This is a genomic window from Pseudomonas carassii (assembly GCF_036324045.1).
Lineage (GTDB): Bacteria > Pseudomonadota > Gammaproteobacteria > Pseudomonadales > Pseudomonadaceae > Aquipseudomonas > Aquipseudomonas peradeniyensis.
Map to the genome: position 1 here is coordinate 13,437 of NZ_JAZDCT010000032.1, position 19,059 is coordinate 32,495.

At 63.9% G+C, this 19,059-nt stretch carries 16 protein-coding genes; 7 read left to right on the top strand and 9 right to left on the bottom strand.

Annotation, left to right across the window (positions count from 1 at the left end; all coding sequences use genetic code 11):
* The first annotated feature begins 120 nt into the window (after positions 1–120).
* The 4 genes from V0R62_RS20810 (at position 121) to V0R62_RS20825 (ending at position 4,173) form a co-directional block, all read left to right on the top strand.
* A complete protein-coding gene (locus tag V0R62_RS20810) occupies positions 121–918 on the top strand; it encodes a lytic polysaccharide monooxygenase (protein ID WP_330105029.1) in 798 nt (265 codons plus the stop codon).
* A gap of 71 nt (positions 919–989) precedes the next feature.
* The gene (locus V0R62_RS20815; RefSeq protein ID WP_330105030.1) at positions 990–1,361 is read left to right on the top strand and encodes a PilZ domain-containing protein; all 372 of its coding nucleotides are present in this window, start codon (positions 990–992) and stop codon (positions 1,359–1,361) included.
* Between the two features lie 260 nt (positions 1,362–1,621).
* Positions 1,622–3,139 (top strand): nucleobase:cation symporter-2 family protein, encoded by a 1,518-nt coding sequence (locus tag V0R62_RS20820; protein ID WP_050706911.1) that lies wholly within the window; start codon positions 1,622–1,624, stop codon positions 3,137–3,139.
* A 245-nt stretch (positions 3,140–3,384) separates the two neighbouring features.
* A complete protein-coding gene (locus V0R62_RS20825) occupies positions 3,385–4,173 on the top strand; it encodes an RHS repeat-associated core domain-containing protein (protein WP_330105031.1) in 789 nt (262 codons plus the stop codon).
* A 43-nt stretch (positions 4,174–4,216) separates the two neighbouring features.
* Here the strand turns inward: V0R62_RS20825 and V0R62_RS20830 are convergent, their stop codons facing one another.
* From V0R62_RS20830 to radA, 8 genes are all read right to left on the bottom strand, one after another.
* Positions 4,217–5,554, bottom strand: coding sequence for a TolC family outer membrane protein (locus tag V0R62_RS20830; protein ID WP_330105032.1), 1,338 nt, complete (start codon positions 5,552–5,554; stop codon positions 4,217–4,219).
* Positions 5,555–5,558: 4 nt separating this feature from the next.
* A complete protein-coding gene (locus V0R62_RS20835; protein ID WP_330105033.1) occupies positions 5,559–6,890 on the bottom strand; it encodes an HlyD family type I secretion periplasmic adaptor subunit in 1,332 nt (443 codons plus the stop codon).
* A gap of 4 nt (positions 6,891–6,894) precedes the next feature.
* On the bottom strand, positions 6,895–8,661 hold the full coding sequence (locus tag V0R62_RS20840; RefSeq protein ID WP_330105034.1) for a type I secretion system permease/ATPase: 1,767 nt from the start codon (positions 8,659–8,661) through the stop codon (positions 6,895–6,897).
* Between the two features lie 169 nt (positions 8,662–8,830).
* Positions 8,831–9,448: a heme acquisition protein HasA gene (locus V0R62_RS20845; RefSeq protein WP_186734190.1), complete on the bottom strand. Its 618-nt coding sequence runs from the start codon at positions 9,446–9,448 to the stop codon at positions 8,831–8,833.
* Between the two features lie 81 nt (positions 9,449–9,529).
* A complete protein-coding gene (locus V0R62_RS20850) occupies positions 9,530–12,280 on the bottom strand; it encodes a TonB-dependent receptor (RefSeq protein WP_408005708.1) in 2,751 nt (916 codons plus the stop codon).
* Between the two features lie 108 nt (positions 12,281–12,388).
* Complete coding sequence (locus tag V0R62_RS20855) at positions 12,389–13,381, bottom strand: FecR family protein (RefSeq protein WP_330105035.1); 993 nt, start codon at positions 13,379–13,381, stop codon at positions 12,389–12,391.
* A 68-nt stretch (positions 13,382–13,449) separates the two neighbouring features.
* On the bottom strand, positions 13,450–13,953 hold the full coding sequence (locus V0R62_RS20860; protein ID WP_330105036.1) for an RNA polymerase sigma factor: 504 nt from the start codon (positions 13,951–13,953) through the stop codon (positions 13,450–13,452).
* 72 nt (positions 13,954–14,025) lie between these two features.
* Positions 14,026–15,393, bottom strand: a complete 1,368-nt coding sequence (gene radA, locus V0R62_RS20865) for a DNA repair protein RadA (protein WP_028691337.1) — start codon at positions 15,391–15,393, stop codon at positions 14,026–14,028.
* A 177-nt stretch (positions 15,394–15,570) separates the two neighbouring features.
* Between radA and mscL the strand changes: the two genes are divergently transcribed.
* Positions 15,571–15,984 (top strand): large-conductance mechanosensitive channel protein MscL, encoded by a 414-nt coding sequence (gene mscL / locus V0R62_RS20870; RefSeq protein WP_050706920.1) that lies wholly within the window; start codon positions 15,571–15,573, stop codon positions 15,982–15,984.
* 68 nt (positions 15,985–16,052) lie between these two features.
* On the opposite strand, the gene V0R62_RS20875 is transcribed toward mscL, so the two are convergent.
* On the bottom strand, positions 16,053–16,829 hold the full coding sequence (locus tag V0R62_RS20875; protein ID WP_062575235.1) for a ferredoxin--NADP reductase: 777 nt from the start codon (positions 16,827–16,829) through the stop codon (positions 16,053–16,055).
* Between the two features lie 214 nt (positions 16,830–17,043).
* Here V0R62_RS20875 and V0R62_RS20880 point away from each other — a divergent pair, with 214 nt between their 5' ends.
* Both V0R62_RS20880 and V0R62_RS20885 read left to right on the top strand, forming a co-directional pair.
* A complete protein-coding gene (locus tag V0R62_RS20880; protein ID WP_330105037.1) occupies positions 17,044–17,748 on the top strand; it encodes an autoinducer binding domain-containing protein in 705 nt (234 codons plus the stop codon).
* A 98-nt stretch (positions 17,749–17,846) separates the two neighbouring features.
* Positions 17,847–18,971 (top strand): methyltransferase, encoded by a 1,125-nt coding sequence (locus V0R62_RS20885; RefSeq protein WP_330105038.1) that lies wholly within the window; start codon positions 17,847–17,849, stop codon positions 18,969–18,971.
* Positions 18,972–19,059: the final 88 nt, after the last annotated feature.

Genomic DNA, 19,059 nt, shown 5'->3' on the forward strand with positions numbered 1-19,059 from the left:
ACGCCGTGGGCTCCGGCCTAGAGCGGTGCCATCTTGATCAACCTGACAATTTTGCCAGTTGGCAAGGCTTTGCTCCGGGCGCACCTTGACCAGGTCTTGAATACACAAGGATGCGGTGCAATGAAATTCAACTACCTGCTCAAGGCCTCTTTCACCAGCCTGCTCGCCTCGGTGGCAATGCAAGCCTATGCCGCCCCCATCGAACCCCTGCATGGCGCCATGGAAGTACCTGTGGCGCGCCAACTGGCTTGCTACAACGCACAGGATTTCCATTGGCCGGAGGATGGTTCGAGCATCAAGAGTCCCGGCTGCAGGGCGGCTTACCAACACGTCTACCGCAAGTTCGGCAACGACGCCCTGCAGGCGGTCTATCAGTTCAACCAGTGGCACGAGGTGTCGAAGAACGTCACTGACTACCGCAACATCGAAGCGGTCAAAAAGGCCATTCCCGACGGCCAGCTGTGCTCTGCGGGCAATGTCGTGGACCCGGCGGTGGTACACAAGGCCAAGAGTGGAGCGAGCAAGGCAGTGGGCAATGCGCAGCAGCTGCACGTCGTGGTCAACGACAAGAGCGGCCTGGACCAACCCGCCGAGTGGGCCACCCAGGAACTGCTCAAGGGTGCCGACAACAAAGTGCGCATGCGCTACAAGATCGAGGCCGTGCACAACCCCAGCTACTGGGAGATCTATGTGTCCAAGCCGGGCTACAACCCCGCAGAGCGCGCGCTGAAGTGGGACGACCTGGAACTGGTACAGGAAATCGGTGACGTGCCACCGGTGAACGGCTACTACGAACTGGAGGTCGACCTGAAGAACCACACCGGCAAGCGTGTCATCTACAGCCGTTGGCAGCGGGTGGATCCGGAGGGCGAAGGCTTCTACAACTGCAGCGATGTGAACATCCTCGGCGGTAGATAGCCTCTGGTTGATCCGCCGACAGGGATATCCATGGCTGGGCTATAGTCAGAAGATCTGACGAGGACCCAGCCATGACCAGCTCCCACGACGATCGCCGCCGTTTCCAACGCATCGCCTTCGACGCCCCCACCGAGCTGCGCCAGGGCGAACGTCACTGGCCGGTGAAACTGCTTGACCTGTCGCTCAAGGGCCTGCTGATCGAATGCCCCAGGCCCTGGGACGCCGATCTGACGCAGGACTTCGAAGCCGTCATCCACCTCGACGACAGGAAGACCCAGGTGCAGATGCAGGTCGAACTGCGTCACGAAGAACCGACCCGCCTGGGCTTTGTCTGCCTGTACATCGACATCGATTCGATGACCCACCTGCACCGTCTTGTGGAACTGAACCTGGCCGACGGCACCGAAATGATGCGCGAGCTGCGCGAACTCATCGAAGATTGATATCTCTTAGCCTGCTATCTATCTGGTCGTGACGGCTTTCCTGTCCGGCCAGACAGCTTTCCTACGCCTGCCAGCCTGTTTGTACACACCCCTCTGGAACAGCCTCCTGCATGTTGGAACGCAACCTGCATCCAGGTTTCACGCACCCTGGACGCACCCGTTCCGTCGCTACGATCAAAACTTTGTATACAATTTTTGTGGCAATTTTTTGTGGTAGTTGTCTACAGTAGCGGCACAACAATAAACAGAGAGCCTGCTCCATGACCACGTCCCCCAGCACGTCTCCCGCCCCGCGCCCCGAGGACGAGAACCTCGGCCTCGGCGCCAACCTGGCCTACGGGCTGCAGCATGTCCTGACCATGTATGGAGGGATCGTCGCCGTCCCCCTGATCCTCGGCCAGGCCGCCGGCCTGGCCCCGGCGGAAATCGGCCTGCTGATCGCTGCCTCGCTGTTCGCCGGGGGCCTGGCCACGTTGCTGCAGACCCTTGGCCTGCCGTTTTTCGGCTGCCAGCTGCCATTGGTGCAGGGCGTATCGTTCGCCGGCGTGGCGACCATGGGCGCGATCCTCGGCAGTCAGAGTGGCGGCGGCTTGCCTTCGGTGCTGGGCGCGGTGATGGCGGCCTCGCTGATCGGTTTCCTGATCACTCCGGTGTTCTCGCGCATCACCAAGTTCTTCCCACCACTGGTCACCGGCATCGTCATCACCACCATCGGCCTGACCCTGATGCCGGTGGCCGCGCGCTGGGTGATGGGTGGCAACAGCGCCTCGCCGGAATTCGGCAGCGTGGCCAACATCGGCCTGGCCGGGCTGACCTTCGCTATCGTCCTGCTGCTGAGCAAGCTGGGCAGTGCGAGTATCTCGCGCCTGTCGATCCTCCTGGCCATGGTCGCCGGCACCCTGATTGCCTGGGCGCTGGGCATGACCGATTTCAGCAAGGTCACCGAAGGCCCGATCTTTGCCTTCCCCACGCCGTTCCACTTCGGCATGCCGACCTTCCACATCGCCGCGATCCTGTCGATGTGCATCGTGATCATGGTGACCCTGGTGGAAACCTCGGCGGACATCCTCGCAGTCGGTGAGATCATCGACACCAAGGTCGACTCCAAGCGCCTGGGCAACGGCCTGCGCGCCGACATGGCGTCGAGCATCCTGGCACCGATCTTCGGCTCGTTCACCCAGAGCGCCTTCGCCCAGAACGTCGGCCTGGTGGCCGTGACCGGAGTGAAGAGCCGCTACGTGGTGGCCACCGGCGGGGTGATCCTGGTGGTGCTGGGCCTGCTGCCGATCATGGGCCGGGTCATTGCCGCGGTACCGACCCCGGTCCTGGGTGGCGCGGGCATCGTGCTGTTCGGCACCGTGGCGGCCAGCGGCATCCGCACCCTGTCCAAGGTCAACTACAAGAACAACGTCAACCTGATCATCGTCGCCGCCTCGCTGGGCTTCGGCATGATCCCGATCGCGGCGCCGACCTTCTACCACAACTTCCCGAGCTGGTTCGAAACCATCTTCCACTCCGGCATCAGCTCGGCGGCGATCATGGCCATCCTGCTGAACCTGATCTTCAACCACTTCACCACCGGCAACTCGGAGAACCAGTCGGTGTTCGCCGCGGCCTACGAGCGCACCATCCAGTACTCGGACATCTCGGCCCTGCGCGATGGCGACTACTTCAAGGACGGCAAGCTGTTCGACGCCGACGGCAACGAGGTTCCGGTGCTGGAACTCGACGAGCACGGCAACGAGGCGCCCAGGCGCAAGGCAGTTGCCGAACACTGATCGCTGACCAGGACGGTCATCGAGGGGGAGCCGACGCGCATCGTCGGCTCCTTTTTTTCATCGTGGTGAGCGTGACCAAAGAAGGCAGGCAGAGAAGGCCTACTGCTCCACCTGGTATTTATGCCAGTTTCGACGCTCGTAACAATGAAGGACAGTAGCCAGTACGACGCGTGGCTGGGCAAAACGCATGAAAATTGCCCACACCGAAACCGTTGGCCCTCATATAAACCCGGAGTTCTCGAATCATGCGCCTTCTGGCAAGAGACAGGCAGCACTCCATCATGTCCAGTCATGACTCAAGTGATCGTGTCACTACAGTTTACAGCTATGTATCCTTTGGCAGTGTCTCGCGCACGGACACTGATAGGCAGCCGCTTGCCTACACCGGAAAAGTTCAAGAGCTCATCACAATGGGTTATCTACTTGGAAATGGGAAAAGAAACTACAATCCAACGCTCATGCGCTTTAACTCTCCGGACGCTTTGAGCCCATTCCGAGCGGGAGGCATCAACGCTTATGCTTACTGCTCCAACAATCCTACAAACTTCACCGACCCCTCAGGAAATAGAAGGATAGGCATACGCCATCAAGATAAACCACACAATGATAAGCTTCTAAAAATTGCCATGAAAGCATCCAACGCCACTACCCCCAGCGAAAAGCAAGAGTTTCTTGACCTACACAAACTGTTGCGTACCGCTTACGATTCAGCGCCCGAAAGCGTCGACCAACTGCATCAACAAAACCCAAAATACACCAAAAATATTAAAAAACTTTCTATTCAATCAGCAAATTTTTATGGCCGAGAACTACTGAAAAAGCGTTTTGGAGAACAAAGCGATCCCTATGTGCTGGGCATGCTCACTCAAGACCGTCAGCGCGTGGAGCTCATAGCGAAAGCCCCTTGGGTATCGGTAGATTATTCAAACAACAAAATGCACCTGGAAGAAAACACTCCCGCATCCACACGCCATATAATTGACCTCGTCACCTTCTTCATAGATATCTCCAGCACGAGAACCGAGAATAATTAACCAATCAAACCCAATGAACCCTGGATATAAATTTCACACATGCTTATCCATGTGAATGAAAGTACCCACTCAACACATTCAGATCCCCCACCTCCAACACCCCCGCCAGATAGCGCAACTGCAACCAAGCCCGCAGGTACTCATGCCGTGCCTGCGCCAGATCGCGCCTGGCACCGAATAGCTGTTGCTCGGCATCCAGCACGTCGAGGTTGACCCGCTCCCCTCCCCGCACGCTCTTGCGCGTGGCCTGCACCAGGGCCGAGGCAGCCTTCACCGCCAGGTCGTAGGCACGAATCTTTGCTGTGCCACTGGCGCACAGGTTGAACTGTCGACGCAGCTGGTTCAGCGTGTCGCGCAGCTGCGCATCCAGCTCAAAACCCGCGGCATCACGCTGGGCCCGGGCCTGGCGCACCGACGCCTGTACACCGCCGCCGGCAAACAGCGGCACGCTCAACTGCACACCGATGCTGTCGGTGTCGTAGCGCTGGTTGTAGCTGCTCTCGGAGCTGGAACTGGAAATGCCCTTGCTGGCATAGGCACTCAACGAAGGCAGGTGCCCGGCCCGTTGCCGCTCGATGTTCTGCTCGGCAACCTCGAGCCCATGGCGCTGGCTGGCCAGCTCGGCGTTGTGGGCGACGGCCAGGTCGCGCCAGGGCTCGAAACGCGTGGGGGTGAGGGTCTGGACGCGGAAGTCGCCGGTCATCGGCGCCAGGTCCTCGACCGCCACCGGCTCGCCGATGATCGCCTGCAAGGCCCGCAACGCCGCATCGAGATTGTCGCCGGCCTCGATCTCCTGGGCCTGGGCCAGCTCATAACGGGCGCGGGTTTCCAGCACATCGGTGCGGGTGCCCTCGCCGCCCTTGAGCAGGCGCTCGTTGAGGGTCAGCTGCTCGGCGTAGGTACGCCGCTGGGCCTGGGCCAGGGCGATCTGCTCGTTGGCGAACAGCGCTTCGCTGTAGGCGCCGAACAGGCGCACCATCAGCTCCTGGCCACGGCCACGATAGCGCTCGTCGGCCAGGGCGGCCTGGGCCACGCCACGGCGGTAGTCGCTCCAGGCGGCATAGTCGAACAACGGCTGCTCGAGGGTCAGGGTCGAACTGTAGCTGCGGTAGTCGCGCTGGGTGGTCACATCACCGAACTGGCTGCGTTGGGTCACCTCGGAATCGTTGCGGGCGCGGTTGTAGCGGTACGACAGCCTGGGCAGCAGGCCAGCGCGACCGATCGCCAGGTTCTCGAGCCCCGCTTCGCGCTCGGCGATGGAACCCTGCCAGGTGGGATCGTTGCGCAAGGCCAGGGCATAGGCGTCGCCCAGGTCCAGGGCCTGCGCCGACAGGCTGGTGAACAACAGCAGCGGGCAGGCGGCACGCAAAAGCACGGACATCCCCTTATTCCTCGGCCAGGGCGACATGCACCCGGTCGGCCAATGGTTTGAACAGGTAGTTGAGCATCGAGCGCTCGCCGGTTCGCACGAAGGCCTCCACCGGCATGCCCGGGCGGATATCCAGGCCGGCCAGTTGGCCAAGGCCCTGCTCGCTGACCTTGATGCGCACCTGGTAGTAGGGCTGCTGGGTCTTTTCGTCGAGCAGGCGGTCGGCGGAGACGAGGGTCACCTCGCCATCCACCCGTGGCGTGGTGCTCTGGTTGAAGGCGACGAACATCAGCTCCACCGGCAGCCCTGGGCGCAGGCGGTCGACCATGTCCACCGAGGCCCGGGCGTCGACCAGCAACGGCGCATCGCGCGGCACGATCTCCATCAGTTGCTGGCCCCGGGCGATGACACCGCCGTTGGTGAACACGCTCAGACCAACCACCGTGCCGGCCACGGGGGCCCGCACCTGGGTATGGGCCAGCTCGAATTCGGCGCTGCGCAGGCGGTTGTCCAGGTCCTCGGCGCTGGCCTGCAGCTCGGCGAGCTGCTGGCGCACCTCGTTCTGGTACTCCTGCTGGCGCTGACCGATGCGCAGCTTGAGTTCCAGCACCTGGCGCCGGGTGCGACCGATGCTGCCGAAGTCCTCGGCGATCGAGCCGTTGACCTGGGCCAACAGGCGCTCGCTGTCGAGCAGGCGATTGCGGGCGATGTAGCCGTCCCGGGCCAGTTCGCGCAGGCCGCCCAGCTGCTCGTCCAACGCGTCACGCTGGGCCTGTTTGCTGGCCAACGAGCCTTGCAGGCCCTGCAACGAGGCTTCGGCGCCGGCAATGCTCTCGCGCAGGCCACCGAGCTCCATATCCAGCGCCTGGGCGCGGCTGCTGCGCAGTTGCCGCTGGCTCTCCAGCACCGTGGCCACCCAGGCACTGGCGGCCTGGTCACGCAGTCCTTGGGGGAACTCGATCGAAGCCCTGCCATCGCGCTCGGCCAGCAGGCGCGCCTCGGCGGCGCGGGCGTTGACGTACTGCACCCGCAGCGAACCGACCTGGGCCTGGGCCTGGGTCGGGTCCATGCGCAGCACGACCTGGCCGGCGCTCACCGTGTCACCGTCACGCACCAGCAACTGCTCGATCACCCCGCCCGTGGGGTGCTGCACGGCCTGTCGGCTACCGGCAACCATCACGCTGCCGCTGACCGGCACGCCTTTGTCCAGCGGCGCCAGCGCGGCCCACAGGAGGAAGCCACCGAAACCTGCCAGCACCAGCCAGCGGCCCACCCGGCCCGGGCGGTGTTCGTCGAGGCTGAGCAGGCTCGCCTCGGTCTTTTGCGTGGAAAGGGCGTGTACGCTCATGAAGTCAGGCTCTTGGCTGGCCGAAGGTGACGCTCAGGCCGATAGGGTTGCGTGTGGAGGATGGCGCGACGGGGGCGGGAGCAGGCCGGGCTGCCCGCTGTGCGTCCTGCAGCACCCGGGCGGTGGGGCCGAAGGCCTGCAACTGGCCGCCCTTGAGCATCAGCAGGTTGTCCAGGCCGGCCAACAGCGAGGACTTGTGGGTGATCAGGATCAACGTGCGCTTGTGCTCGCGCAGCCTGGCAATGGCCTCGACCAATGCCTGCTCCCCAGCGTCATCGAGATTGGAATTGGGCTCGTCGAGCACGATCAGCGCCGGCAGCCCGTACAGCGCCCGCGCCAGGCCGATGCGCTGGCGCTGGCCGCCGGACAGGCCCAGCCCGCCCTCCCCCAGCAGCGTGTCATAGCCTCCCGGCAGCTTGAGGATCATGTCGTGCACCCCCGCCAGCTGCGCCGCGGCCACCACCTGCTGGCCATCCACCGCGCCGAGCCGGGCGATATTGTCGGCGATGCTGCCGGCGAACAGCTGCACGTCCTGGGGCAGGTAGCCGATATGCTGACCCAGTGCGCCACGGTCCCAGACCCTCAGGTCCGCGCCATCCAGGCGAACCTTGCCGCTCGCCGGGGCAACGGCGCCGACCAGCAGCCGCGCCAGGGTCGACTTGCCCGAGCCGGACGGACCGATGATCCCCAGTGACTCACCCGCCGGCAGTTCGAAGCCCAGGTTGTTCAGGCACAGACGGCTGCTGCCCGGCTGCGTCGCGCCCACCTGCTCGACCGTAAGCTTGCCGAGCGGCACCGGCAACGGCATGCCCGCCGAACGCGGCGGCTGGGCCTGCAGCAGCTCGCTGAGGCGCTGATAGGCCAGGCGCGCACCACTCCATTGGCGCCAGGCACCGATCAACTGGTCGATCGGCGCCAGCACTCGGGCCATGAGGATGGAACCGGCGATCATCATCCCCGGCGTGATCAATTGCTCGATGGCCAGCCAGGCGCCCAGGCCGAGCACCAGCGACTGCAGGGCCAGGCGCACGGTCTTGGTCAATGCGGTGACCGCCGCGGTACGCTCGCTGCCCAGGTTCTGCCGGGCCAGGAAGCCATGGTGCAGGCGCGCCCAGCGCTGGCGCACCGGCGCCAGCATACCCATGGCCTCGATCACCTCGGCGTTGCGCAGGTTGGCGCTGGCTTCCAGGCCGGCCTGCTGCGACAGCTGCCCGGCCTCGGCGAACGGCGCCTGGGTCAGGCGCTCGTTGACCCAGGCCAGCAGCGTCAGCAGTACCGCCCCCAACAGCGCCATCAGGCCGAGCCATGGGCTGAACATGAACATCACCAGCAGGTACACCGGGAACCACGGCGCGTCGAAGAACGCGAACAGGGCCTGGCCGGTGGCGAACTGGCGCAGCGCGGTCAGGTCGGCGAGCATCTGCCCCGCGGCGCCCTTGTGCCCGGCCAGGCTGGCCTCGTAGGCGGCCTCGAACACCCGTGGGTTGAGGTCCATGTCCATGCGCGTGCCCAGGCGGATCACCACCTGGCTGCGCAACCACTCCAGCAGGCCCATGAAGGCGAACACCCCGAGCACCATGAGGCTGAGCATCAGCAGGGTCATCTCGTTGCGCGACGACAGGACCCGGTCGTAGACCTGCAGCATGTACAGCGCCGGGGCCAGCATCAGCACGTTGATCACCGCAGTGAACAGCGCAACGTTGCCAAGCCCGGCACGGCAGGCCCTGAGCGCCCGCAGCACTTCATTGGCCGCGGCGGGAGCGGTTCGCATTTGTTGGAAACCTCGTAGAAGGCGCCGACCGGCGATTGCATTCGCCCTGTCGTCGCCACAGAATTCGCACCGCCGCAGCCTGGGCCCGGCAAAGACACGGGCTGCGGGGTAAGTGCATCAGATCAGCGAATGGCGGGGTGACCTTCCATTCGCTTTTTCATGCCTGCGCTCAGGCCGCCAGGGCCAGGTCCTCGGGCAGCGCCTGCACGCCGACCGCTTCGGCGGCAGCGGCGTGAACCGGGCCGGCAGCCAGGGCCGCGTCGATCTGGGCGAAGGTGCTGTTGGTGGAGACGCCATAGTCGGCCAGCAGGTTGTCCAGCACGGTTTCCAGCGCGCCGGTCTTGCCCTGCATGAGGTTGTAGATGACGTTGTGCACGTCGTTGCCGGCACGGCCGGCGCCTTGCGCGGCGTTCAGGTCCAGGCCGTCGAAGCTCACGGCCAGCGACTGCACGCTGTAGTTGCCGCTGGCGTCCTTGAGCAGATTGTTGCCCAGGGTCACGGTGTCGAGTTCGCCGTACAGGTAGTGGTTCAGGTTGTTGCCAGCCGGCAGTGCCGAGTCCCAGACATAGTGCAGGCCGGTCTGGGTATCGCTCTGGGCGATCACGGCGTAGTTGGAGCCGTTGGTGCCGCGAATGGCGTACTGGCTGCCATCGGTGCCGCCTTCGTTGAAGCCGCCGGTGTTGCTGGCGTTGTGATCGGCAGTCTTGAAACCGGTGGCCCAGACCGACAGGTACTGGTCGACGGTGACGTTGGCGAAGGAAGCCGCGTAGGTAACGGAAAGAGACATTTCAATTCCTCTTGGTCTTGCAGTTGAAGACGCAGGCAACCGTTGCCTGCGCGTTGCCCGGAATCGGGCGAACCTGGGGGATCAGAAGTGGTACTCGAGCATGCCGGTCAGGGTCCGTCCCCTTGCCAGGGACAGGTTGTTGGCGTCGCCCATGGCCACGAAGTAGGCCTGGTCGGTGACGTTCTCCAGCGACAGGGCGATGTTCAACTGCTTGGTCGCCCAGTAGCTGGCGTACAGGTCGTACACCTTGTATTCCGGCCAGCGGGCCTTCTCGAGGTTGCCGAAGCCCTGGCTGTTCAGGTGCTCGCCATTGCCAGCGCTGTAGCGCAGGCGAGCACCGATATCCAGGGTATTGTCGAAGAAGCGCAGGCCGGCGGTGAGTGCGCCCCGGTCGGACGGCATGTAGGCGGCATTGCCCATGATTTCGCCACAGCTGACCTGATCATTCAGCGCGGGATCGTCGACGATGCTGTAGGCCGGCATCAGCACGGGAATGGTGAATCCGCCGAAATCCATGTCCACCCATTGCTCCCCTGCCGACACTCGCTTGGTGCCGCCGCCCATGTACAGCTGCTTGGAGCAGAAATCATTGCTGCCGATCATGTGGGTGTAGCTGAGCTGGCTGTAGAAACGGCCGTTGTCGTAGTCGAGCGAGTACTCCACGCCACGGAACGTGGTGCCTTTGAGGTTGTTCTGGTAAGCGCTCTGTCCCAGTGACAAGCCCGTCACATCGGTACCGGGCAAGTCGGCGCTGTAGTCGAGGAACGAGAAGTTGTCGATCCGCGTGTCGAAATACGCGACCTTCATGCCCAGGCGGTCACCTTGGCGAAACAACGATTCCTTGAATACATTGAATCCGGCCTCCCAGTTGTGCGAACTCTCTGGCTTGAGGAAGGGGTTGGGGTAGACCATCTCGTTGCCACCGCCGTGGGGCTTGCCACTCATGAAGGCCTCGGTCACCGCGGGCGGACGCCAGCCACGGCCCCAGCGGGTATACAGCTGCAGCCAGTCCAGCCCCGGCTTGACCGCGACACCGAAGGTCGGCGAGAAGCGACCCTCTTCGCGCTCGACGTCATACATCAGCTCGGTACGTTCCCTGAGAATGTCCACGCCGGTCACACCCTGGGGGTACATCCAGGTGGTCAACCCGGTCTTGCCAGAGAGCCGATAGCGGTCGTAACGCAGGCCCGCATCCAGGGTCAGCCAGCCACCGTGCTCGAACGTGACATCACCGAACAGGCTACCCATCGCACGTTTGCCATCGGGGTCGGCACCGGTGACGAACGGGTTGCTTTTCTCGTTGGGGGCCGGAATGCGTTCGCTGCTGGGCTTGAAGGTGTCGAGAAACAGCTCGGCACCATAGTTGAACTGCAGGCTGTCGCTCTGGCCGATATAGAACCGCGAGGTATTCTGCGCCTGCAGCCCCCAGGTGTCGGTCTGGAAGTGATCGGTGTAGGGCGCGTAGAGGTTGCCACTGCTGGCACTGGCGGTGTTGCCGTTGTTCCAGCGGTCCTGGCGGGTGGTGACGAAATACAGCTTGGCCTTGAAGTCGATCAGGTCGTTGTCCGGCGCATAGCTGTAGTCGAGCGCGACGTTCCTGGCGGTGACATCGCTGCTGGCCGAGCGTCGGTAGTAGAACGAGTTGCCGTCATCGGCCAGCCAGGTCCAGGCATCCTTGCTGTCGGTGTCGGTCTCCAGGTAGCTCAACTGCAGGCGTTGGCTTTCAGGCAGGTTCAGGCCCAGCTTGACCAGGTTTGAACGGGTCACGGTCCCCATGTCGCCCACTTCGGATTCCAGCCAGTTGTTCCAGGCCCGAGGGTAGAACTTGCGCAGGCGCATTTCGCTGCCGAGGTTGTCACGGTTGCGAGTGCCGGCGCGATAGTCGCCAAAATGGCGCTCGCTCATGCCCAGCAGCACGTCACCTTTTTCGTTGCCGAAGGCAAACACACCACTGCCATTGAAGTAGGTGCCGTTGCCCAGCTCGCCGATGCCATGCCCGGCGCGCACGCGTCCGCCGTATTCCTTGTCCGGTCCGATGAACTCGCGAGCATCGAGGGTATTGAAGGTGGCGATGCCGCCGAGCACGCCCGCGCCGCCCATGCCAGACTGGCTGCCCTTCTCGATCTCGACGCTGCTGACGAACTCCGGGTCGATGAACATCGTGCCGTTGCGCTGCTGGTGGCCGTTGACGCTGAAGTTCTGGCGCATGCCATCGATATTCATGTTGACCCGGCCATAGTCCTGCACGCCGCGGATGTTCACCGACAGGCCGGGGTCGCGCTGGTTGACCGCGGTGTACACGCCCGCGGTCTGCTCGAGCATGTCGGCGGCATGCCGCGGCGGACGCTTGTCGATCTGCTCGCGGGTGATCACGCTGACCGAACGGGGCGTCTGGTAGACCCAGTCGCCGTCGCGCGCCGAATCGATATGGGTGGCGCCCAGTTCCATGGCCTGGCCACCCTCGGCCAGACGCTCCAGGCCTACCTGCCCGGGGGCGCTGAAGCGATAGCGCACGGGCATGCCGCGCAGCAACCGGTGCAGCCCCTCCTCGATGCCGTAGCCCCCGTGCAGCCCCTCGCTTTGCAAGCCGGCCAGGGTTCGGCTGTCGAAGAACACCTGCACACCGGACTGCTCGGCATAGGCCAGCACGGCGCTGTCGAGGGGCTGGGCGGGAATGTCGAACTGAATGACAGTGTGCTGGACACTGCTGGTGGCGCTGGCAGCCTGCACCATGCCGATCCCCATCGGCAGGGTGCAGGTGCCCAGGGTCAGGCTGCCGGCAAGGGCGATGCGGCTCAGAGGCCGGAGGGATCGAGTTGATTGCGTGCTCACTGCGCGTCTCGTCTGTTGGCGTTTTCTAGTAATGAAAATCAATCTCAACAGTCAGACGAGCAACGCGGAAAAACTCAGTAACGCCAATTGAAAGTTTTTTCGAAAATCTCAGTAGATCACGGTCAAGCCCGGCAACTGCAAGCGTTTGGCCTTCAGCTCGCGGGTCAGGGTATCGGCGGCGTCGGCCAGGTTGTCGAGGCGGAACACCCCGCTCACCTCGCGCCGCGCCAGCGCGCCATCCGCCACCACCAGCCGGCCGTCGCGGTAGCGATTCAAGCGTTCGACTACCTCGGCCAGGGGCTGGCGTTCGAACACCAGCACACCCCGTTGCCAGTCGGTGGCCCTCTGCAGATCGCGCCCGGGCCATGGGCGGACACCCTCGGCGTGGTCGTAGCGCAGCGCCTGCCCCTGCTGCAGGATCTGCCGGGAGGCGCCTTGACTCGGTTCGGCCTGCAAGCGCACCTCGACACTGTGTTCGAGCATGCCCACCCAACCGCCGTCACCCACCCCGCCCACCACGAAACGCGTGCCCAAGGCCTGGCTGGTGGCGCCGGCATACTCGACCACAAAGGGGCGCGGTTCATCGGCAGTAACGGGCGCGGCGCTGAACACCGCCTCGCCGGCCAACAGGCGCACCCGGCGTTGCCGGTCATCGAAATCGAGCTGCACCGCGCTGCGGCTGTCGAGGTCGATCCGGCTGCCATCGGGCAAGCTCACCTGGCGCACCTCGCCGGCCGCCGTGGCGTAGTCGGCGCGCCAGTCGACGATCAATCGCGGCCCTTGTTCGACCCCCAGTATCGCCAACAACAGCATCGCACTACTGGCCGCCGCCCAACGCAGCCGCGTCGAACGCCGCCTGGCGCGAGGGCGCTCGGGCCTGGCCGGCGACGCGCGGTGCACGGTCGAAGGCGCCAGCCCCGCCACTTGCCCAAGCTCGGCCCAGGTCGCCTGGGCGAAGGCATAGGCCCGGGCATGCCGCGGATCGCTGGCGCACCACTGCGCCAACGCTCGCTGCTGCTCCGGGTCAAGGGGGCCGCCCCCCTCCAGCACCACCCACTCGGCGGCCTGCTCGCGGATGGCTTGCTCGTTCTGGCTGCTCACACGGTTCTCTCGCGATCTGGTTATGTCTGGGCTGACGTCTGAAGCGGCATTTGTCAGTAAACCGTTGGTCATTCGGTTTCCTGCAGGCACTGCATCACATAGGCCAGGGCCTTGGCCAGATGCTTTTGCACCGAGCTGTCGGAGATCCCCAGGTGCCGGGCGACCTCGGAGTGGGTCATGCCTTCCAGGCGGTTCAGGCGAAAGATTTCCCGGGTGCGTTCGGGCAGCTCGCCGAGGATCGCCTGCAGGCGACGCAGGTGCTGCTCGCGCACGGCCTGCTCCTCAAGTCCGGGGCTGTCCTCGACGATCGCCTCGAAAGCTTCGTGGGGCACCGTGTCGGTCTTGCGCCGCTGCTGCTGGCGCACGTGATCGATCATCAGGTTGTGCGCCGTGCGGTACAGGTAGGCCTGGGCGTTTTCGATTGGCTCGTGACGTTGCTGCTCGGCCAGGCGCAGGAAACTGTCCTGCACCAGGTCGGCCGCCAGCTGCGGGTCGCGCACCTTGCGCGAGAGCAGGCCCTGAAGATTTTTCGCGTGCTTTATGAACAGCCGCTTGAGGTCAAACTCCGCCACACGCTCTCCATGGGGTGGTCGCAAGGTGGCGGTATGCTACTGGTTATTGAGAATCACTTGCAAGAAACAGCATTACTCGAAGAGTGCATCCAGCGCCTGTTCCAGACGGGTCACGGCAATTACCTGCAAACCGGCGGGCGCTTCCTTCGGTGCGTTGCCCTTGGGCACGATGGCGCGCTTGAAGCCATGCTTGGCCGCCTCCTTCAGGCGCTCCTGGCCACTGGGCACCGGACGCACCTCGCCCGACAGGCCAATTTCGCCAAACACCAGCAGGCCATGGGCCAGAGGACGGTTGCGCAGGCTCGACATCACTGCGGCCAGCAACGCCAGGTCCGAGGCGGTTTCGAGCACCTTCACGCCGCCAACGACGTTAAGGAACACGTCCTGATCATGGGTGGGGATGCCACCGTGCCGGTGAAGCACCGCCAGCAGCATGGCCAGGCGGTTCTGGTCCAGGCCCAGGGTCACCCGTCGCGGGTTGGCCAGATGGCTGTCGTCGACCAGCGCCTGGACCTCTACCAGCATCGGCCGGGTCCCCTCCCAGGTGGCCATGACCACGCTACCCGGCACTTCCTCCTGGGTACGGTTGAGGAAGATCGCCGAGGGATTGGAGACCTCCTTGAGGCCACGGTCGGTCATGCCGAACACGCCCAGTTCGTTGACCGCGCCGAAGCGGTTCTTCACCGCGCGCAGCAGGCGCAGGCGGCCGTCGGACTCACCCTCGAAATACAGCACGGTATCGACCATGTGCTCGAGCACCCGTGGCCCGGCCAGCGAGCCTTCCTTGGTGACGTGGCCGACCAGGAAGATCGCCGTGCCGCTCTGCTTGGCGTAGCGCACCAGCAACGCCGTGCTCTCGCGCACCTGGGCGACACCGCCCGGGGCCGACTGTAACTGCTCGGTAAAGATGGTCTGGATCGAGTCGATGACCATCACCCGCGGCTTCTCCTGGCGAGCGGTGGCGATGATGGTCTCGATGCAGGTTTCGGTCATGACCTTGAGCTGGTCCTGGGGCAGGCCCAGGCGCCGGGAGCGCATGGCCACCTGCTGCTGCGACTCCTCACCGGTGACATACAGCGCCGGCATCTGCGTGGCGATATTGCACAGGGTCTGCAGAAGGATGGTGGATTTGCCGATCCCCGGGTCACCGCCAATCAGCACCACCGAGCCGTCCACCAGGCCACCGCCGAGCACGCGGTCAAGCTCGGTGCTGCTGGTGGTGAAGCGTGGGATCTCCTCGACGCTGACCTCGGCCAGGGTCTTGATCTGCGCCTGCTGCCCGGTCCAGCCGGCACGCCCGCTCGGCGCCGCGGCACCGCCGCTTTCGATCATGGTCTCGACCAGGGTGTTCCAGGCCCCGCAGTCACCGCACTGGCCGGCCCATTTGGGGAAGGTCGCGCCGCACTCTGTGCAGCCATACAAGCGCTTGGCCTTGGCCATGGGCGGGTCTCCTGGAAAAAACCGCCATGATAGCCGAACACGGGCGTGTCCCGGAGGCTGCGGCAGGCGACAAAACTATTCGCTCTAAACACAGTCTGTAGCTGCGAACGTCACGCATGAAGCGTTTTAGTGGCTTACACTGCGGTTACCTCTCCATTCGTAACAAAGGAATACAGCATGGGTATGCTCAGTGAATTCAAGGCCTTCGCGGTCAAGGGAAATGTCGTCGACATGGCGGTAGGTATCATCATCGGCGCGGCGTTCGGCAAGATCGTCTCGTCCTTTGTCGGCGACGTGATCATGCCCCCCATTGGCCTGCTGATCGGCGGCGTGGACTTCAGCGACCTGGCGATCACGCTCAAGGCCGCCGAAGGCGATGTGCCAGCCGTGGTAATGGCCTATGGCAAGTTCATCCAGACCATCCTCGACTTCATCATCGTCGCCTTCGCCATCTTCATGGGGGTGAAGGTGATCAACCGCCTCAAGCGCGAAGAAGCCGTGGCCCCGACCGCACCGCCGGTGCCGAGCGCCGAGGAAACCCTGCTGACCGAGATTCGCGACCTGCTCAAGGCGCAGAACCGCCAGCCCTGAAGCACAAAACGACTGGGGCCGCTTTGCGGCGGCCCCAGTGGCGACGATCCCACAGGCGCTGTTGTGCCTTACCAGTAGTTCTCCACCGCCACCTGCCCCGGCCGCTTGCTCAGGCTCAACTGCAGGTCACGCGCCTTGAGCACCTTGCGCGTCTCGTCGATCATCTCTGGGTTGCCGCACAGCATGATCCGCGAATGCTCCGGCGACAGCGCCAACCCCGCCGCCTTTTCCAGCTCACCGTTCTCGATCAGCGTGGTGATCCGCGCATTCAATGCGCCCGGATGCTGCTCTCGGGTCACCACCGGAATGAACTGCAGCTTGCCCGCGAACTCCGCCAGGTAGTCGCGTTGCTCCAGCGCGGCGATCTCGTCCACGTACGCCAGCTCCTTCGCCTCGCGCACCGAGTACACCAGCTTGATGTTGTCGAAACGCTCCCAGGCCTCGAAGTCCTGCAGGATCGACATGAACGGCGCAATGCCGGTGCCGGTGGCCAGCAGCCACAGGTCGCGACCGCCGACGAAACGGTCGAGGGTCAGGTAGCCGAACGCCTGGCGGTCGATCAGCAGGGTGTCGCCCTCGCCCAGGCGGCTCAGCTCACTGGTGAATTCACCACCCGGTACCACGATGGAGAAGAAGTCGAGGAACTCGTCATGGGGCGCGCTGACCATGGAATAGGCGCGCCAGGCGACACTGCCATCGGCCTTGCTCACCCCCAGGCGAGCGAATTGACCGGCGCGGAAACGGAAACCGGCATCGCGGGTGACACGCAGGGAGAACAGGTTGGGCGTCAGGGGCTGGACGTCGAGCAGGGTCTGGCGGGTAAATTTGTCGGCGCTGGCGGTCATGACGGGCTCCATGGAACAGATGCGCGTAGTGTCGCGCAAAGCAGCGGAGATAAACACCGTCGGTTTGTAAGGTATCGCTGGGACTGCTCGCAATCAGCTAAGAAAACGCGCCAGCTATAACAAAAAAACCCAGCACAGAGTTAGGAGATTTCCTACACTTCGTTCCGTGCAATGCTGACTTTGGATCCAGCGCGAAGCAAAGGGAGCTTCATCAATGCCACATTGGAACAGTGAAGAACTTCAGCAGATGCTGAATGAGCGACAGCCGAAGCAGTTTTTTGACCGTGCCGTTGCATTGACCAAGCAACTGGGCATGGAGTTTGTCGGCCTTTCGCTGCACCTGCATGTCGCCGCTCGCGGCCCACAAGTGATCCTGTACAACAACTACCCAAGCACCTGGAATGAGCGCTACCAGGCTGAAGACCTCATCAAGATAGATCCGACGGTATCAAAATGCCACCAAACCACAATGCCGCTGGTCTGGTGTGATGAGTTGTTCAGCGAAGTCCCCCACCTGCGTGAAGCCGCTTCGGCACATGGCATGACCCATGGCTGGAGCCAGTCGGTGCACGACCAGCAACACAACGAAAGCCAGTTGAGCGTCTCCAGGCCACTGGGTGTGGTCACCCGTGAGGAACTGTTCGAAAAAAGCGCACAGGTGATGTGGCTGTGCAACACCATGCACGCCGTGCTCGGCGCGCACCACCTGGAGAAGTACAACCCGGTGCCGCAGTTGAGCGACCGGGAACTCGAAGTGCTCAAGTGGTCCGCCGCCGGCAAGACCGCCGCCGATGTGGCGATGATCCTCTCGTTGTCCACCAGCACCGTGAACTTCCACATTCGCAGCGTGATCACCAAGACCAACGCCTCCAACAAAGCCGGCGCCATTGCCATCGCCGCCCTGCGCGGCCTGCTCTGACAGCCCGTCCCCCGTCCAGGCGCAAAGCCCTGTAGAATCACCCGCCGCAAGCCCGCCGCACAGCGCGCCGGGCAGGATTCGCAGCAGAGCCCCACGCCATGCCCCTGTTCAACAGCCCCTTCGCCGACCTCGACCTGATCCGCCAGCCGGCCCAGGCCAACGACCCGCTGCTGGCCTTCGACGCCGCCGACCAGTACCTGCTGGAACACCTGGCCGCCCAGGCACCGCAGGTGAGCTGCAAGGTGCTGGTGCTCAACGACAGCTTCGGCGCCCTGGCCGCGAGCCTTGCGGGGCATGTGCAGGTGAGCAGTAGCGGCGACTCGCATCTGGCGCACCTGGCCCTGGAGAAGAACCTGGCGGGTAACGGCAAGCCGTTCGACAGCGTGCCCTTCATCCCAGCCAGCAAGACCTTCCAAGGCCCGTTCGACCGCGTGCTGGTACGCGTGCCCAAGACCCTGGCCCTGCTCGAGGAACAGCTGATCCGCCTGCAGGGCCAACTGGCGCCCGGCGCCCAGGTGATCGCCGGGGCCATGATCAAGCACCTGCCCCGCGCAGCCGGCGATCTGATGGAGAAGTACATCGGCCCGGTCCAGGCGTCGCTGGCGCAGAAGAAAGCGCGTCTGCTGATTGCCAGCGTCGGCGAACGCCCGGCCGCACGCTCCCCCTACCCCAGCCGCTACCTTCTGGACAGCCCGGCCCTGGAACTGGTCAACCACGCCAACGTGTTCTGCCGCGAAGGCCTGGACATCGGTACCCGCGCTTTCCTGCCGCACCTGCCACGCGACCTGGGCCATGCCCAGGTCGCCGATCTGGGCTGTGGCAATGGCGTGCTGGCGATCGCCTGCGCCCTGGCCAACCCGGATGCGCAGTTCACCCTGGTCGACGAATCGTACATGGCGGTGCAGTCGGCACGGGAGAACTGGCAGGCGGCGCTGGGGCAGCGCGAGGTGACGATCAGGGCCGCGGATGGTCTGGCCGGCCAGGAGAAACAATCGCTGGACGTGGTGCTGTGCAACCCGCCATTCCACCAGCAGCAGGTGGTGGGCGACTTCCTCGCCTGGCGCATGTTCCAGCAGGCCCGGGAGGCGCTGGAAGTCGGTGGCGCGCTGTATATCGTCGGCAACCGCCACCTGGGCTATCACAGCAAGCTGGCGCGGTTGTTCCGGGGTGTCGAACAGGTGGCGGCGACGCCGAAGTTCGTGGTGTTGAAAGCCCGTAAATAAAAACCTGGTAGAAAACGAGAAAAGCCCGCCCCTACTGGTCCTGTAGGAGAGGGCTTGTCCCGCGATCGGGCTGCACCGCAGCCCTCGC

Coding starts and splice junctions, on each gene's coding strand:
- mscL (WP_050706920.1), top strand. CDS start 15,571: ATGGGTATGCTCAGTGAATTCAAGGCCTTCGCGGTCAAGGGAAATGTC.
- V0R62_RS20875 (WP_062575235.1), bottom strand. CDS start 16,829: ATGACCGCCAGCGCCGACAAATTTACCCGCCAGACCCTGCTCGACGTC.
- V0R62_RS20845 (WP_186734190.1), bottom strand. CDS start 9,448: ATGTCTCTTTCCGTTACCTACGCGGCTTCCTTCGCCAACGTCACCGTC.
- V0R62_RS20815 (WP_330105030.1), top strand. CDS start 990: ATGACCAGCTCCCACGACGATCGCCGCCGTTTCCAACGCATCGCCTTC.
- V0R62_RS20835 (WP_330105033.1), bottom strand. CDS start 6,890: ATGAGCGTACACGCCCTTTCCACGCAAAAGACCGAGGCGAGCCTGCTC.
- V0R62_RS20820 (WP_050706911.1), top strand. CDS start 1,622: ATGACCACGTCCCCCAGCACGTCTCCCGCCCCGCGCCCCGAGGACGAG.
- V0R62_RS20840 (WP_330105034.1), bottom strand. CDS start 8,661: ATGCGAACCGCTCCCGCCGCGGCCAATGAAGTGCTGCGGGCGCTCAGG.
- V0R62_RS20810 (WP_330105029.1), top strand. CDS start 121: ATGAAATTCAACTACCTGCTCAAGGCCTCTTTCACCAGCCTGCTCGCC.
- V0R62_RS20830 (WP_330105032.1), bottom strand. CDS start 5,554: ATGTCCGTGCTTTTGCGTGCCGCCTGCCCGCTGCTGTTGTTCACCAGC.
- V0R62_RS20880 (WP_330105037.1), top strand. CDS start 17,044: ATGCCACATTGGAACAGTGAAGAACTTCAGCAGATGCTGAATGAGCGA.
- V0R62_RS20885 (WP_330105038.1), top strand. CDS start 17,847: ATGCCCCTGTTCAACAGCCCCTTCGCCGACCTCGACCTGATCCGCCAG.
- radA (WP_028691337.1), bottom strand. CDS start 15,393: ATGGCCAAGGCCAAGCGCTTGTATGGCTGCACAGAGTGCGGCGCGACC.
- V0R62_RS20825 (WP_330105031.1), top strand. CDS start 3,385: ATGCGCCTTCTGGCAAGAGACAGGCAGCACTCCATCATGTCCAGTCAT.